Source organism: Exiguobacterium sp. CH10, from assembly GCF_018617635.1.
Lineage (GTDB): Bacteria > Bacillota > Bacilli > Exiguobacteriales > Exiguobacteriaceae > Exiguobacterium > Exiguobacterium aestuarii_A.
The window spans coordinates 519,589-535,287 of record NZ_JACSKO010000002.1; the positions used below are offsets into that span (position 1 = coordinate 519,589).

The 15,699-nt window shown below is 48.6% G+C and carries 12 protein-coding genes; all 12 read left to right on the top strand.

The genetic code is table 11. The features are described 5' to 3' along the window. The first annotated feature begins 31 nt into the window (after positions 1 to 31). The 12 genes from KNP04_RS09480 to pnp all read left to right on the top strand — a co-directional run bounded on the left by KNP04_RS09480 (position 32) and on the right by pnp (position 15,658). Positions 32 to 1,732 carry a proline--tRNA ligase gene (locus tag KNP04_RS09480; protein WP_214875495.1) on the top strand — a complete coding sequence of 567 codons (1,701 nt, stop codon included), beginning with the start codon at positions 32 to 34 and terminating at the stop codon, positions 1,730 to 1,732. A 70-nt stretch (positions 1,733 to 1,802) separates the two neighbouring features. Next, the gene (locus tag KNP04_RS09485) at positions 1,803 to 6,095 is read left to right on the top strand and encodes a PolC-type DNA polymerase III (RefSeq protein WP_214875497.1); all 4,293 of its coding nucleotides are present in this window, start codon (positions 1,803 to 1,805) and stop codon (positions 6,093 to 6,095) included. Between the two features lie 113 nt (positions 6,096 to 6,208). Beyond that, positions 6,209 to 6,685: a ribosome maturation factor RimP gene (gene rimP / locus KNP04_RS09490; protein WP_193343250.1), complete on the top strand. Its 477-nt coding sequence runs from the start codon at positions 6,209 to 6,211 to the stop codon at positions 6,683 to 6,685. Positions 6,686 to 6,699: 14 nt separating this feature from the next. Beyond that, positions 6,700 to 7,863: a transcription termination factor NusA gene (gene nusA / locus KNP04_RS09495; protein WP_214745422.1), complete on the top strand. Its 1,164-nt coding sequence runs from the start codon at positions 6,700 to 6,702 to the stop codon at positions 7,861 to 7,863. Continuing rightward, on the top strand, positions 7,860 to 8,135 hold the full coding sequence (rnpM, locus tag KNP04_RS09500) for an RNase P modulator RnpM (RefSeq protein ID WP_214875499.1): 276 nt from the start codon (positions 7,860 to 7,862) through the stop codon (positions 8,133 to 8,135). Before nusA ends, rnpM begins: the two co-directional genes overlap by 4 nt. Beyond that, positions 8,132 to 8,428 (top strand): YlxQ family RNA-binding protein, encoded by a 297-nt coding sequence (locus KNP04_RS09505; RefSeq protein ID WP_015881428.1) that lies wholly within the window; start codon positions 8,132 to 8,134, stop codon positions 8,426 to 8,428. The genes rnpM and KNP04_RS09505 overlap by 4 nt, the downstream gene beginning before the upstream one ends. A gap of 21 nt (positions 8,429 to 8,449) precedes the next feature. Further along, positions 8,450 to 10,651, top strand: a complete 2,202-nt coding sequence (gene infB / locus KNP04_RS09510) for a translation initiation factor IF-2 (protein ID WP_214875501.1) — start codon at positions 8,450 to 8,452, stop codon at positions 10,649 to 10,651. Between the two features lie 18 nt (positions 10,652 to 10,669). Next, positions 10,670 to 11,017 (top strand): 30S ribosome-binding factor RbfA, encoded by a 348-nt coding sequence (gene rbfA, locus KNP04_RS09515; RefSeq protein ID WP_015881430.1) that lies wholly within the window; start codon positions 10,670 to 10,672, stop codon positions 11,015 to 11,017. A gap of 42 nt (positions 11,018 to 11,059) precedes the next feature. Then, a complete protein-coding gene (gene truB / locus KNP04_RS09520; protein WP_483297968.1) occupies positions 11,060 to 11,974 on the top strand; it encodes a tRNA pseudouridine(55) synthase TruB in 915 nt (304 codons plus the stop codon). A 16-nt stretch (positions 11,975 to 11,990) separates the two neighbouring features. Continuing rightward, positions 11,991 to 12,917 carry a bifunctional riboflavin kinase/FAD synthetase gene (locus KNP04_RS09525; protein ID WP_214875504.1) on the top strand — a complete coding sequence of 309 codons (927 nt, stop codon included), beginning with the start codon at positions 11,991 to 11,993 and terminating at the stop codon, positions 12,915 to 12,917. 124 nt (positions 12,918 to 13,041) lie between these two features. After that, entirely contained in the window at positions 13,042 to 13,311 is a 270-nt protein-coding gene (gene rpsO, locus KNP04_RS09530) for a 30S ribosomal protein S15 (RefSeq protein ID WP_074034662.1), read from the top strand. Positions 13,312 to 13,441: 130 nt separating this feature from the next. After that, positions 13,442 to 15,658, top strand: a complete 2,217-nt coding sequence (gene pnp / locus KNP04_RS09535; RefSeq protein ID WP_214875506.1) for a polyribonucleotide nucleotidyltransferase — start codon at positions 13,442 to 13,444, stop codon at positions 15,656 to 15,658. The last annotated feature ends 41 nt before the right edge of the window (positions 15,659 to 15,699 follow it).

A 15,699-nucleotide genomic window follows, 5' to 3' on the forward strand; every position in this document is an offset into this window, starting at 1 on the left:
CTGTTTGTAGAGAAGGGAAACGTTGAACTGTATGAAACAATCTAGATTGCTCATGCCTACATTGAGAGAAGTACCGGCTGACGCGGAAGCGGTCAGCCACCAACTTCTCGTCCGTGGAGGATTCATCCGTCAAAATGCGGCAGGAATCTATTCTTATCTTCCACTCGGACATAAAGTGTTACACAACATCCAAACAATCATCCGTGAAGAGATGAATCGTGCGGGTGCACAAGAGTTATTGATGCCGGCCATCCAACCGGCAGAACTTTGGGAAGAGACAGGACGATGGGGCATTTATGGCCCAGAATTGATGCGCTTGACTGACCGTCATGACCGTCGTTTCGCACTCGGTGCGACACACGAAGAATTGATTACGTCAATTGTCCGAGACGAGCTCAACTCGTATAAAAAACTTCCGATGAACTTGTATCAGATTCAAACGAAGTATCGCGATGAGCGTCGTCCGCGCTTTGGATTGCTTCGCGGACGTGAGTTCTTGATGAAAGATGCATACTCATTCCACGCGACACAAGAAGGCTTAGATGAAGAATATACAAACATGTATAACGCGTACTCACGCATCTTCGACCGTACAGGTCTTAAGTATCGTCCGGTCGTCGCAGACTCTGGAGCAATCGGCGGGAAAGACACGCACGAATTCCAAGCACTCGCTGATATCGGTGAAGACACGATCGTTTATACCGATTCATCGAACTATGCGGCGAACATTGAAATGGCAGAAACACTCGACCGTTATGAGATGCAACAAGCTGACGTACGTCCACTCGAGAAAGTAGACACGGAAGAAAATCGCACGATTGAAGACGTAGCGAAATTCTTGAACGTCGATCCGAAGACGACGATTAAATCTGTCCTATTCAATGTAGATGGAGAAACGGTAATGGCAATCGTTCGTGGTGACCATGAAGCGAACGAGGTCAAAGTAAAAAATGCACTCGGTGGACTCGATATTCAACTCGAAGATGAGGCGAAAATCGTCGAGTTGTTCAAGTGTGCACCAGGTACGCTCGGACCAATTCATGCGCCAGTTAAAGTCGTTGCCGACTATGCGGTCAAGTATCTCGTAGACGCTGTTTGTGGAGCGAACGAAGCAAACACGCACTACACAGGCGTAAATGCCGAGCGTGACCTAGCAGAATTGACTTATCATGATTTACGTTTCGTCGTCGAAGGCGACTTAGCACCCGACGAGTCGGGTCCTGTTCGTTTCGCCCGCGGAATCGAAGTCGGACAAGTCTTCAAACTCGGGACACGTTATTCAGAGGCGATGGGAGCGACATTCTTAAACGAAGAAGGTCGTGCTGAACCACTCATCATGGGTTGCTACGGGATTGGTGTGTCACGGACACTCTCTGCCATCGTCGAACAACATCATGACGATCGAGGAATCATCTGGCCACGAAACGTGGCGCCGTTCGATCTTCATTTGATTGCGATCAACGCAAAAGACGAGACACAAGTGGGACTTGCAAATCGTCTTTATGAAGAGCTCGGTCAAACGTACGATGTCTTGTTCGATGATCGAAAAGAACGAGCGGGCGTCAAATTTGCCGATGCAGACTTGATCGGTCTTCCGATTCGCGTCAACGTCGGGAAAAAAGCCGGTGAAGGAATCGTTGAAGTAAAAGTACGTGCCACAGGTGAAGTGATCGAGACTTCAATCGATGAATTGAAACAAGTCATCACTTCAAAATTTAGCGAAGTTCATTAATGGATGAAGGTGACAGCGTAAGCGGTCACCTTCATTTGTCGAATTGGCATAAAGGGGGAAAGACGGACCCGTGGAAGCAAATCAAAAGATGCAACTATTATTAAGTGATTTAGGGATCACGACTGAAACAGACCTGTTCGACGAAGCGGAACTCTCACGACTCGTCGTCAATAAAAAACGACGAACGTGGACGTTTTATTTTACATTTCCGACAGTCTTACCGTACGACGTCCATCAATTGTTCATGAGTCGGTTAGAAAATCGGTACGCGACGTTCGCTGACGAAGTGTATGCGCGCTTCTCGACGGCAAAAGGCGGGAGCGAGCAGGACTATATCGACTACTGGCCACGAATCGTTAGCGAATTGAGTCAAGTGTCCGGAGCGATGCGAAGCTATTTCGGATCGGTGTCACCGCGATTTGAACAGAATAAACTGTTGATTCCGGTACGGTCTGGACCTGAGGCGAGCTACGTGGACAAAGAACTTTGTCAAGAAGTCCAAGCACTCTATAGCGCATATGGGTTCACGAAAAAACCGTGTCAGGCACACTTCTCTGAAGATGCCGAAGCCAGTCAGGCTTTACGTGAACAAGTGGTTCAGGAAGATATCGAGCAAGCGAAAATGGCACTTGCAGCACAATTCGCTAAAGCGACAGAAACGAACGATGAACCCATCACAGAGATTCGAATGGGTGCTCTCATCAAAGATGAGATTGTTCCAATCAAGACGATTATCGAAGAAGAACGCCGCGTCGCCATTCGTGGTCTCGTCTTCTCTGCGGAGCGAAAAGAGCTGAAGAGTGGGAAAAAGCTATTCACCTTCAAAATGACGGACTATACCGATTCGCTCATCGTGAAAGTCTTTGCGCGCGATGATGATGACGACCGGATGCTAAGTGCCGTCAAAAAGGGCATGTGGATTCAAACGGCAGGACGAGTCGAGGATGATTCGTTCATGCGTGAACTATGCATGATGGCGTCGCAACTCCAAGAAGTGAAAGTCGAGCCACCCCGAGATGAGTGGGAAGGTGAGAAGCGGGTCGAACTTCACGCACATACACAGATGAGTCAAATGGACGCAGTCACGAACGTGTCCGCTCTCGTCGCGCGTGCCGCAAAGTGGGGACATCGTGCGATTGCCATTACCGACCATGCTGGTGTCCAAGCGTTCCCGGAAGCGTACTATGCCGGGAAGAAAAACGACATCAAAGTGTTGTACGGAGTCGAGGCGAACGTCGTCAATGATGGTGTTCCGGTTGCGTATCATCCAAGTGATGTGTCGTTAGACGATGCGACATACGTCGTCTTTGACGTCGAGACGACGGGACTTTCTGCCGTCTATAATAAAATCATCGAGCTCGCAGGTGTCAAAATCAAGGACGGGGAGATTATCGACCGCTTTGAGGCGTTCGCTGACCCGAAACATGCGTTGTCGGCGACGACGATTGAGTTGACGGGAATCACGGATGACATGGTTCAAGGACAACCTGACCCAGAAGTCATCACGAAACAGTTCGTCGAATGGTGTGGTGACAGTATCCTTGTCGCCCATAACGCATCGTTCGACATGGGCTTCCTCGAGGCGACACTTCGGAGCGGAGGTCATGAACCGGATGATTACCCGGTCATCGATACACTCGAGCTGGCTCGTACGTTGATGCCGACCTTGAAGAATCACCGACTGAACACGCTTGCGAAGCGATTCGATATCGAATTGACTCAGCATCACCGTGCGATTTATGATGCGGAGGCGACAGCGTATTTGTTGATGAAACTTCTCGACCTCGCCAAACAGATGTTTGAGATGACGACGCATCGCTCGTTGAACGCCAAAGTCGGGAGTGACGTGTCGAAGATTCGTCCGTTCCATGCGACGATTTATGCGAAAAATAAAAAGCCGGGACTTCGCCATCTATATGAACTCATTTCACTCTCTCATATCGATTATTTATATCGGATGGCACGGATGCCGCGTTCAGAGCTCGTGAAGCGCCGTGAAGGACTGTTGATTGGTTCGGCTTGTGACAATGGTGAGATTTTTGACGCTGCTTTGAATAAGTCAGATGATGAGCTCGAGAAGATGATGTCGTTTTACGACTTTATCGAGATTCACCCGCCGGCGCTCTATCACCATTTGATCGATAAAGAGATTGTCGCGAATGAGATGGAGCTCCGTGAAATCATCAAACGTATCATTCGTGTCGCGGAGAAAGCCGAGTTACCGGTATGTGCGACAGGGAATGTGCACTATTTGGACCGGGCCGACCGTTCGTATCGTGAGATTTTGATTCGTACCCAAGGTGGGGCGAACTTTATCAATACACGTAAAGAGTTGCCACATGCCCATTTCCGGACGACGAAGGAAATGATGGAAGAGTTCAAGTTTCTTGGTGACGACTTGGCACGTGAAATCGTCATCACGAACCCGAATGCGATCGCCGATCAAATCGAATCGATCCAAATCATCCCGGATGACTTATATACGCCGAAAATTGAAGGCGCGGATGACGAGGTTCGGAATATGAGCTACGACATGGCCCGTTCGATTTATGGGGACGAGCTTCCTGAAATCGTTGAGGCACGTCTAGAAAAAGAATTGAAGTCAATCATCGGGCATGGATTCGCGGTCATCTACTTGATCTCACATAAACTCGTTAAGAAATCTTTAGATGATGGTTACTTGGTCGGGTCGCGTGGGTCGGTCGGGTCGAGTCTCGTTGCTACGATGACGGAGATCACCGAGGTCAATCCGTTACCGCCGCACTATGTATGTCCAAACTGTCAACACTCGCACTTCTTCAACGACGGGTCTGTCGGATCGGGATATGACTTACCGGACAAAGAGTGTCCGGAATGTGGCACATGGTATACAAAAGATGGACATGATATTCCGTTCGAAACGTTCCTCGGATTCAAAGGGGACAAAGTACCAGATATCGATTTGAACTTCTCGGGTGAATATCAACCGCATGCCCACGCCTATACAAAAGTGTTGTTCGGAGAAGAATATGTATATCGTGCCGGTACAATCGGAACGATTGCGGATAAGACGGCGTATGGGTACGTGAAAGGATATGCGACCGAGAACGACAAGATTTATCGAAACGCAGAAGTCGATCGTCTCGTCTCCGGGGTCACTGGTGTGAAACGAACAACGGGGCAGCACCCGGGTGGAATCATCGTTGTCCCGGACTATATGGACATCGCGGATATCTCACCGATTCAATATCCGGCGGATGACAACTCGTCTGAATGGAAGACGACACACTTCGATTTCCACTCTATCCATGATAATTTGTTAAAGCTTGATATTCTCGGGCACGATGATCCGACCGTCATCCGGATGCTTCAAGACTTATCAGGGATTGATCCGAAGACGATTCCGACAGATGATCCGACCGTCATGAAAATTTTCTCCTCGCCAGAAGTGCTCGGGGTGACGCCGGAACAGATTGAGTCGAAGACTGGCACACTCGGGATTCCTGAGTTTGGGACGAAGTTCGTCCGGCAGATGCTTGAAGAGACGAAACCGTCCACGTTCTCGGAGCTCGTTCAAATCTCAGGTCTGTCTCACGGAACGGATGTGTGGCTTGGGAACGCGAATGAATTGATTTACAACGGGACGTGTGAACTGAAAGACGTTATCGGTTGTCGTGATGACATCATGGTCTATTTGATTTACGCAGGGCTCGAACCATCGTTCGCCTTCAAAATCATGGAATCCGTCCGTAAAGGGAAAGGTCTCACAGAGGAGATGGAGTCAGAGATGCGGGAGAACGATGTGCCGGAATGGTATATCTCTTCTTGTAAGAAGATCAAATACATGTTCCCGAAAGCGCACGCGACAGCATACGTCTTGATGGCCGTTCGTATCGCGTATTTCAAAGTGCATCATCCTATCCTATACTATGCGACCTACTTCACCGTGCGCGCCGGGGACTTTGACTTATCTGCGATGATCAAAGGTCCTCAAGCCGTCCGTAAAGCGATGTCGGATATTCGTGAAAAAGGCTTCGACGCGACAGCGAAAGATAAAGGATTGCATACGGTCCTCGAACTTGCGCTTGAGATGCTTGAGCGGGGCATGAAGTTCCAAAATATCGACTTGTATCGTTCAAGCGCGACAGAGTTCTTGATTGAGGATAATACGTTGATTCCTCCATTCAATGCGGTTGATGGGCTCGGAACGAATGCGGCAAAAGCGATTGTCGAAGCGAGGGAGGAAGGGCAGTTCCTTTCGAAAGAAGATTTACGCAAACGAGCGAAGCTATCGAAAACGGTCATCGAGACACTTGATACGATGAAATGTCTCGAAGGCTTGCCTGATGAGAACCAACTCTCATTCTTTGATTTTGGGGTGTAAGTTGCGATTTGTCGGGAAAATATGATATATTGGTATCGAACAAAGTTGGATACTACGACGGAAAGGAGTAGGGAACCCTACTCCTTTCTTGTATGTAAAAGCCAGAAGGAGGGATGAGAGTGTCCAAAATAACAGAAGTCGTTGAATCGATTGCGTTGCCAATCGTCGAACGAGAAAACATGGAATTGGTCGATGTGGAATTCGTAAAAGAAGGTCCAGACTGGTTCTTGCGCGTTTACATCGATAAACCAGGGGGCGTCGATTTAGACGATTGCGTCAATATCAATGAACAACTCTCGGAAAAACTGAACGAAACCGATCCGATTGAACAGGCTTATTATCTTGATGTCTCGAGTCCTGGTGCGGAGCGTCCGCTTAAAAAGCCGAGTGATTTCGAACGTGCTGTAGGCAAAAACGTCTACATGAAAACGTTCGCTCCGATCGATGGTGCCAAGGAGTTTGAAGGAATTTTGACGGCATATGATGGGGAAACGGTCGTGATCGAGACACGCATCAAGACGAGAAAAAAAGCGGTATCGCTACCGGTAGACAAAATTGCACAAGCCCGCTTAGCGGTCACGTTTAGTTAAGGAGAGGGAAGAAGATGGGTCCACAATTACTCACTACAATCGAACAGATTGCCAAAGAAAAAGGAATTGACAAAAATATTATTATCGACGCTCTCGAACAAGCGCTCATTTCTGCATACCGCCGAAACGTCGCGAACCCGAACGAGCATGTGAAAGTCGAATTCGACCAGGTGACAGGAGACATTCGTGTCTACGCACTTTTAGAAGTCGTCGAACGTCTCACACAACCAGACCAACAGCTCTCGCTTGAGGAAGCACATGAAATCGACCCGAACTATGAACTTGGTGACTTCCATAAAGAAGAAGTCACACCAAGTGATTTCGGACGTGTCGCAGCGATGACGGCGAAACAAGTCGTGACGCAGAAAATGCGTGAAGCGGAGCGTGAACGCATCTACAACCACTTCGCAGACAAAGAAGACGAGATCATGACAGGGATTGTGGAGCGCTTTGACCCGCGCAACTTGTATATCGGTCTTGAGAACAACATTGAAGCGGTCCTCACTCCGAACGAACAAATGCCGAACGAGTCGTATCAAATTCATGACCGTATCAAGGTATACGTGACAAAAGTTGATTCGACGACGAAAGGTTCAGGTGCTGCGATTCAAGTGTCGCGTACGCATCCGGGACTTTTACGCCGTTTGTTCGAACTTGAAGTACCTGAGATTTCAAACGGAACAGTCGATGTCATGTCTGTATCGCGTGAAGCAGGTGACCGTTCGAAAATTGCTGTGCACTCGGATATCGTTGATCCGGTCGGCGCATGTGTCGGACCGAAAGGACAACGTGTCCAAACGATCGTCGACGAGTTGAACGGTGAGAAAATCGATATCGTTCGCTGGTCTGAAGACCCGAAAGAGTTCGTTCGAAACGCACTCAGCCCGGCGCAAGTCGTTGCCGTCTATGTCAATGAGCCTGCGAAGTCGACGACAGTCGTCGTACCGGACTACCAATTGTCACTCGCGATTGGAAAACGTGGTCAAAACGCTCGTCTTGCAGCGAAGTTGACAGGTTGGAAAATCGACATTAAGAGCGAGACAGATGCGGAAGCGCTTGATTTGTTCGATACGTTCGCTGAAAAAGTTGAATCAGAACCAGAAATTGTTCAAAATGAAGTTGAACAAGACTTATCAGATGCTTCAGTTGAAACAGCTGTGGTGAAAGAAGAGGAATGACCATGAAGCAAAAGAAACTTCCTTTGCGTAAGTGTGTGGTCACACAAGAAATGCTCCCGAAGAAAGAGTTGATTCGTGTTGTTCGAACGCCTGAAGGTGACGTGGTCATCGATCAGACAGGTAAAGTGAACGGTCGCGGTGCCTACTTATCAAAAGATATCGATGTTGTTCGTCAAGCAGAGAAAAAACGGACGCTCGACCATCATTTGAAAGTGAAGACGAGCGATGACTTGTATGAGCAGTTGAAAGCTGCCGCAGGTGACGAATCATGAGTCAGTGGGAATCATTGTTAGGCCTTGCCGCTCGAGCAAGGAAAGTAACGATGGGAGAAGAGTTTGTATTAAAGGATGTACGAGCAGGTCGTGCCAAGCTCGTTATTCTAGCCGGAGATGCAGGTGCCTCGACGAAAAAACGAGTCACCGACAAATGTGCATCTTATCAAGTGCCGCTGATTGAAGTGAGCGATCGCTATACGATCGGTGCCGCACTTGGGAAAGATATGCGTGTCGTCGTATCGGTGACAGAATCCGGATTTGCGAACAAGCTTAAGCAACTTCTCTCTTAACTATTAACGGAGGTGGATGCTTTGGGAAAACGCGTCTATGAATTTGCAAAAGAACAGAATGTAACGAGTAAGCAAGTCATTACTCAACTAGAAAAATTGAACAAACCGGTGAAAAACCACATGGCCGTCCTCGATGATGAGACAGTCAAACAGTTGGACCGTGTGTTCAATCCAGAAAAATATCGTGCTGAGAAGCAAGCTGAAGCGAAAGCGACTTCAACTTCGAACGAGCCGAAACAAGAGAAAAAAGAACAGTCACGTCCGCAAGCGGCGCAACAAAACCGTGGCGGTCAAAACAACCGCGGTGGTCAAAATCGTAACGACAACCGTAACAACGATCCACGCAATAAAAAACGTGGAAAAGGGAAAGGTAAAGGCAAGCCGGTAAAAGCGGCCGTGCCACAAGAAGCCGATCCAAATTCGAAGACAAGTCAGCGTAAAGCGGCTCGTCTCGCTCAAGAAGCAGAGATGGGGAACGTCATCAAGTATGAGGATGTGCTCAGTGTCTCTGACCTCGCAGAGAAAATGAACAAAAAACCAAACGAAATCATTATGAAGTTGATGGGTCTTGGTGTGATGGCGACAATCAACCAGACACTCGATGACGAAACAATCGAGTTGCTCGCTTCAGAGTTTGGTTTTGAAGTAGAAAAAGAAGTCGTCGTCGATGAGACAGACTTCGAAACAGTTGAGATTGACTTCTCACAATATGATCTTGAAGAGCGCCCAGCGGTCGTTACAATCATGGGTCACGTTGACCACGGTAAAACGACACTTCTTGACTCGATTCGTAACACGAAAGTCGTTGCAGGAGAAGCGGGTGGAATCACGCAGCATATCGGTGCATACCAAGTGTCTGTAAACGACAAGAAAATCACATTCCTCGATACGCCAGGTCACGCGGCGTTCACAACGATGCGTGCACGTGGTGCGGAAGTGACAGATATCGCCATTATCGTCGTTGCGGCTGACGATGGCGTCATGCCACAAACAGAGGAAGCGATCTCGCACGCGAAAGCAGCGAACGTTCCAATCATCGTTGCGGTCAACAAAATGGACAAAGAAGGGGCAAACCCGGACCGTGTCAAACAAGAATTGACCGAGTTCGGTCTCATTCCGGAAGAGTGGGGCGGCGAAACGATTTTCGTTCCGATCTCTGCGATTAAAGGTGAAGGGATCGATGAGTTGCTCGAGATGATTCTTCTCGTATCTGAAGTCGAAGAATACAAGTCGACGCCAGACATGCCAGCTCGTGGATCAGTCATCGAAGCAAAACTCGACAAAGGTCGTGGACCTGTCGCAACGCTTCTCGTTCAACACGGTACGCTTCGTATCGGTGACCCAATCGTTGTCGGTAGCACGTTCGGTCGTGTTCGGGCAATGGTTAACGATATCGGTCGTCGTGTGAAACAAGTCGGTCCATCTACACCGATTGAAATCACAGGTTTGAACGATGTGCCACAAGCCGGTGATCAGTTCATCGTATTTGAGGATGAGAAAAAAGCACGTGCAATCGGGGAAAAACGTTACCAACGTTACCTCGAGTCACAACGTCGTGAATCAGCGAAAGTCAGCCTTGACGACTTGTTCAGCCGTATTCAAGAAGGTGAAGTGAAAGACTTGAACGTCATCATTAAAGCAGACGTACAAGGTTCAGCTGAAGCATTGGCTGGTTCACTCCGCAAGATTGATGTCGAAGGCGTCAAAGTTAACATTGTTCACCAAGGTGTCGGTGCCATCACAGAAGGTGACGTCATTCTCGCATCAGCTGCGAACGCCGTCATCATCGGTTTCAACGTACGTCCTGACGGTAACGCTCGTTCGATGGCTGAACAGGAAAATGTTGAAATGCGTCTCCACCGCATCATCTACAACGCGATCGAAGAAATCGAGAGCGCGATGAAAGGGATGCTTGACCCTGAGTTCGTCGAAGAAATCACTGGTCAAGTCGAAGTCCGTGACGTCTTCAAAGTATCGAAAGTCGGTACGATTGCAGGTTGTTATGTGACTGAAGGTAAAATCACACGTGACGCTGGTGTCCGTGTCATTCGTAACGGAATCGTCGTATATGAAGGCAAGCTCGATACGCTTCGCCGCTTCAAAGATGACGTAAAAGAAGTTGCGACTGGTTATGAGTGTGGGATTAAAGTAGAGAAATTTGATGACATCAAAGTAGAAGATGTTATTGAAGCGTTCGTCATGAAAGAAGTCGAACGTAAATAATGTGAGGAGGGATCACGTATGAAAATTCGTGCCCAACGTGTTGCCGAGCAAATGCGTAAAGAGATTACAGACGTCTTGTTACGGGAAGTGAGTGACCCACGTACAAAGAATGCTACAATTACAAGCGTTGATGTGACAGGGGACTTACAACAAGCAACGGTCTACTATACGGTGCTCGGTGATGAGGAAGATGTGAAAGCAGAAACGCAAGCAGGTCTCGACAAAGCGAAAGGATTTATCCGTCGCGAAATCGGGAACCGCATCCGTCTTCGTAAAACACCAGAAATCTCGTTCGAATACGATTCTTCGGTCGCATATGGTAGTCATATCGATTCATTGATTCGTGATTTGAACAAAGACCAATAATTTGAAAGGGGAGACATCGTTCTCCCTTTTTTGTATGGAGGGATGAAGTTGGAACCGAACGGAGTGCTTGTACTCGATAAGGACCGAGGCATGACGAGTCATGACTGCGTGTTCAAGTTACGAAAGTTGTTTCAAACGAAAAAAGTGGGTCATACGGGCACGCTTGACCCGGAAGTGACAGGCGTATTACCAATCTGTTTAGGACGTGCCACGAAGTTATCTCGTTTTATCACGGATGAGGGCAAGCGTTACGTGGCCGAGGTGACAATCGGGACGGCCACTATGACCGAGGACGCTCACGGCGAGGTCGTAGAACAGAAGACAGTCACACCGAATGAGTTGGATGAGTCACAGATTGATGAAGCGATGCGGCAGTTAGTTGGCACGATTGAACAGATTCCGCCTTATTATTCAGCGGTCAAGGTCAATGGGAAGAAGCTGTATGAGTACGCCCGCAAAGGCCAAACCGTTGAACGCCCCCGTCGAATGGTCGAGATTCACCGTCTGGAGCGGACGAGCGAGTTAACGTTTGAAGAAGGTGTATGTCGTTTTCAGATGGAAATCGATTGCGGAAAAGGGACATACATTCGTACGCTCGCCGTACAAATCGGGGAGAAGCTCGGTTACCCTGCTCATATGAGCGAACTGAGACGCACGAGCTCCGGCTCATTCGAAGAAGCGAATGCTGTATCCCTCGAACAGTTACAGGCATTAGAGACGGTAGGAGAACGATTGGCGCATGTCATCCCACTCGAAGAGGTCATCAAACGTTGGCCAGCCATCACGATTCCGAAGAATCGGGAACGGTATATTCGGAATGGTGGCAAGCTGAACGGCGTTTCGCTCGAATTTGAGTTATTTACTGTCTATAATGAAGAAGGAATCCCTCTTGCTTTATATCGAAGACAAGATGGAACGACAGACGCTACAGTCGAGGTCATGCTGGCCATCGACTAAAGGGGAAATTGACAGTATGGAAACAAGACATCTCACCTATCCAGAAACGCCTGACCTGTATCCATCGGTCATGGTACTCGGTTTTTTTGACGGTGTTCATAAAGGACATCAAGCTGTGATCAATCATGCGAAGCGTGTCGCGGCAGAGCATAACCTTCCGGTGACGGTCGTCACGTTCGACCCACATCCGAAACAAGTGCTTTCGAACAAACCGGACGCGGTCCGTTATATTACACCGCTATCCCGGAAACTAAAACGAATCGAAGCGCTCGGGGTCGAGCGATGTCTCGTCTTGACGTTTACGAAAGAGTTGGCTGGATTATCTCCTCAACAGTTTGTCGATGATTATTTGATTGCTGCTGGAGCCGTACACGTGACGGCAGGATTTGATTACTCGTATGGCAAGTTTGGTGAAGGGACGATGGAGACACTCCCATACCATTCTCGCGATCAGTTCACGACGTCCATTGTTACAGAACAGACGATGGATGGAGAGAAGGTATCATCGACGCGAATTCGTAAACTATTGGCTGAAGGCCACGTTGATGCAGCTCAAGAGTTACTCGGTTCTCCATACGTTATCTGCGGTGAAGTCATTCACGGAGATGCGAGAGGCCGTACAATCGGGTTCCCGACAGCAAACGTGTTGATGGACGCCTCATATGTCATGCCACGGCTCGGCGTATATGCGACACGTGTCACGCTCTCTGATGGTCGGACGTTCGAGGCGATGACCAATGTCGGACGTCGCCCGACGTTTTATGAGACGGGAGCGGTTTCTGTCGAGAGTCATCTCTTTGACTTTTCGGAGGATTTGTACGGGCAAGTGATCGAGATCGAGTGGGTTCAGTATATTCGTAACGAGCGAGCGTTCGATGGATTAGATGCATTAATCGCTCAACTGAAACAGGATGAGGTATCGGCACGCTCAATCCTATCTTGACTTTCGGTTGCGGTTACGCTATCCTTGTCAAGTACGCAAAGTACACCGTTTCGCTTGGCTGGTCGATTCACCAACGCCGGCTCGGCAACGCGGCAATTTTTTATTAAATGGAGGTGGAGAGGCAATGGCACTCTCAAAAGAACGTAAAAACGAAATTATCGCGGAATACGCGACTAAACAAGGTGACACTGGTTCACCGGAAGTACAAGTGGCAGTGTTGACTGAACAAATCAACACATTGAACGCTCACCTTCGTACACACAAGAAAGACCACCACTCACGTCGCGGTCTCTTGAAAATGGTTGGACGTCGTCGTAACTTGCTTACGTACCTTCGTAACAAGGACGTTACGCGCTACCGTGAATTGATTCAACGCCTCGGTCTCCGTCGTTAATCGATCGAGACTGTTTAACGGGCTGGGACAACGTCCTAGTCCGTTTCTTGTTTGTTAAGAGGAAAATGATTAGACATTCGTAAGATAGAGTTACATAATAAACTAGATAAGGTTTGAGAGGAGAATGTACATGTTAGGTACGAAACAAGTATTCTCTACAGAGTGGGGCGGACGCCCATTGTCTGTAGAGGTCGGTCAACTTGCGAAGCAAGCAAACGGATCGGCGCTCGTTCGCTATGGTGACACGGTCGTCCTTGCGACAGTAACGGCTTCAAAAGCACCAAAAGATTTAGACTTTTTCCCATTGACGGTCAACTATGAGGAAAAACTTTACTCGGTAGGTAAAATTCCAGGAGGATTCCTTCGCCGTGAAGGACGTCCAGGGGAAAATGCGATTTTGACATCACGTCTCATCGACCGTCCGATTCGTCCACTCTTCCCAGATGGATTCCGTCATGACATTCAAGTCATGATTTACGTCATGTCGAACGATCCAGACTGCTCGGCTGAAATGGCAGGAATGCTCGGAACGTCAATCGCACTCTCGATTTCAGATGTACCATTCGATGGTCCAATCGCAGGTGTGACGGTCGGCCGTGTTGATGGTGAATTCGTCGTCAACCCAACGACAGCTCAAATGGAGAAAACGGATCTTGAACTTCAAGTTGCAGGTACATCGACTGCCATCAACATGGTTGAAGCTGGCGCGAATGAAGTGCCAGAAGATGTCATGCTCGAGTCAATCTTGTTTGGGCATGAAGAGATCAAGCGTTTGATTGCGTTCCAACAAGAAATCGTTGATGCAGTCGGCAAACCGAAGTTTGAATATACGGTCTCGAAATACGATGAGGCACTCACAGCAGAGCTTGAAGAAGCTCGTCCTGAAATCGTTGAAGCGGTTCAAGTGGAAGAGAAACATGCTCGCGATGAAGCCATCAATGAAGTGATTGCGAAATACGTGGCGATGTATGAAGAGCGCCTTGCTGATGAGCCATCAAAACTTGGAGAAGTTTCGGGCATTTTGAACAAATTCGTCAAAGATGAAGTCCGTCGCTTGATCACGGTCGACAAAGTCCGTCCTGACGGTCGTCGCCCAGATGTCATCCGTCCGCTCGCATCAGAAGTCGGATTGCTTCCACGCGCGCACGGTGTCGGTCTCTTCACACGTGGTCAAACACAAGTCATGTCGGTCGCAACACTCGGTGTCATAGGTGATGCGCAAATCATTGACGGAATCGGCTTAGAAGAGAACAAGCGCTTCATGCACCACTATAACTTCCCGCCGTTCTCGGTCGGTGAAGCACGTCCAGTCCGTGCACCAGGTCGTCGTGAGATCGGTCACGGGGCACTCGGTGAGCGCGCACTCTTGCCAATCATTCCGAAAGAAGCAGACTTCCCGTATACGATTCGTCTCGTCTCGGAAGTACTTGAATCAAACGGTTCAAGTTCACAAGCTTCAATCTGTGGCTCGACGCTTGCATTGATGGATGCAGGTGTACCAATCAAAGCGCCGGTCGCTGGGATTGCCATGGGTCTTATCATGGAAGGGGAGCACTACACGGTCTTGACAGATATTCAAGGACTCGAAGACCACCTCGGTGACATGGACTTCAAAGTTGCCGGAACGAAAGATGGGATTACAGCCCTTCAAATGGATATCAAGATTGCTGGAATCACGCGTGAAATCTTAGAAGAAGCGCTTGAGCAGGCACGTGTCGGTCGTCTACACATCCTTGACCATATGCTTGAAACATTAGAAACACCACGTACACAATTGTCGAAATATGCACCGAAAATCGTGACGATGACAATCAATCCGGATAAGATCCGTGATGTGATTGGACCAGGTGGTAAGATGATCAACAGCATCATCGACCAAACAGGTGTCAAGATTGACATCGAACAAGATGGTACGGTGTTCATCGCCTCGACAGACCAAGAAGGCATTGATCTTGCCATGAAGATGATTGGGGACATCGTTCGCGAAGTCGTCGTCGGTGAAGTATTTGATGCAACGGTACGCCGCATCGAGAAGTTCGGCGCGTTCGTCGAACTCTTCAAAGGAAAAGATGCACTCGTACACGTTTCAGAATTCAGTCTCGAGCGTGTCGCAAACGTTGAAGACGTTGTGAAGCTCGGTGATACGATTCAAGTCAAAGTCACGGAAATCGATGATAAAGGTCGTGTCAACGCGTCGCATAAAGCGCTCATCTTAGAAGGCTTATCTCCTGAAGAGCGTGAAGCGTATGAAGCGAAACGGAAGGCTGCACGTGAAAGCCGTCCACCTCGTGAAGGCCGTCCGCCACGTCGTGACGGGGACCGTCGTCCACCGCGCTCGACAAATTAATTATTCTGGCCATCGTCTTGGTGCGATGGCCTTTTTCATAG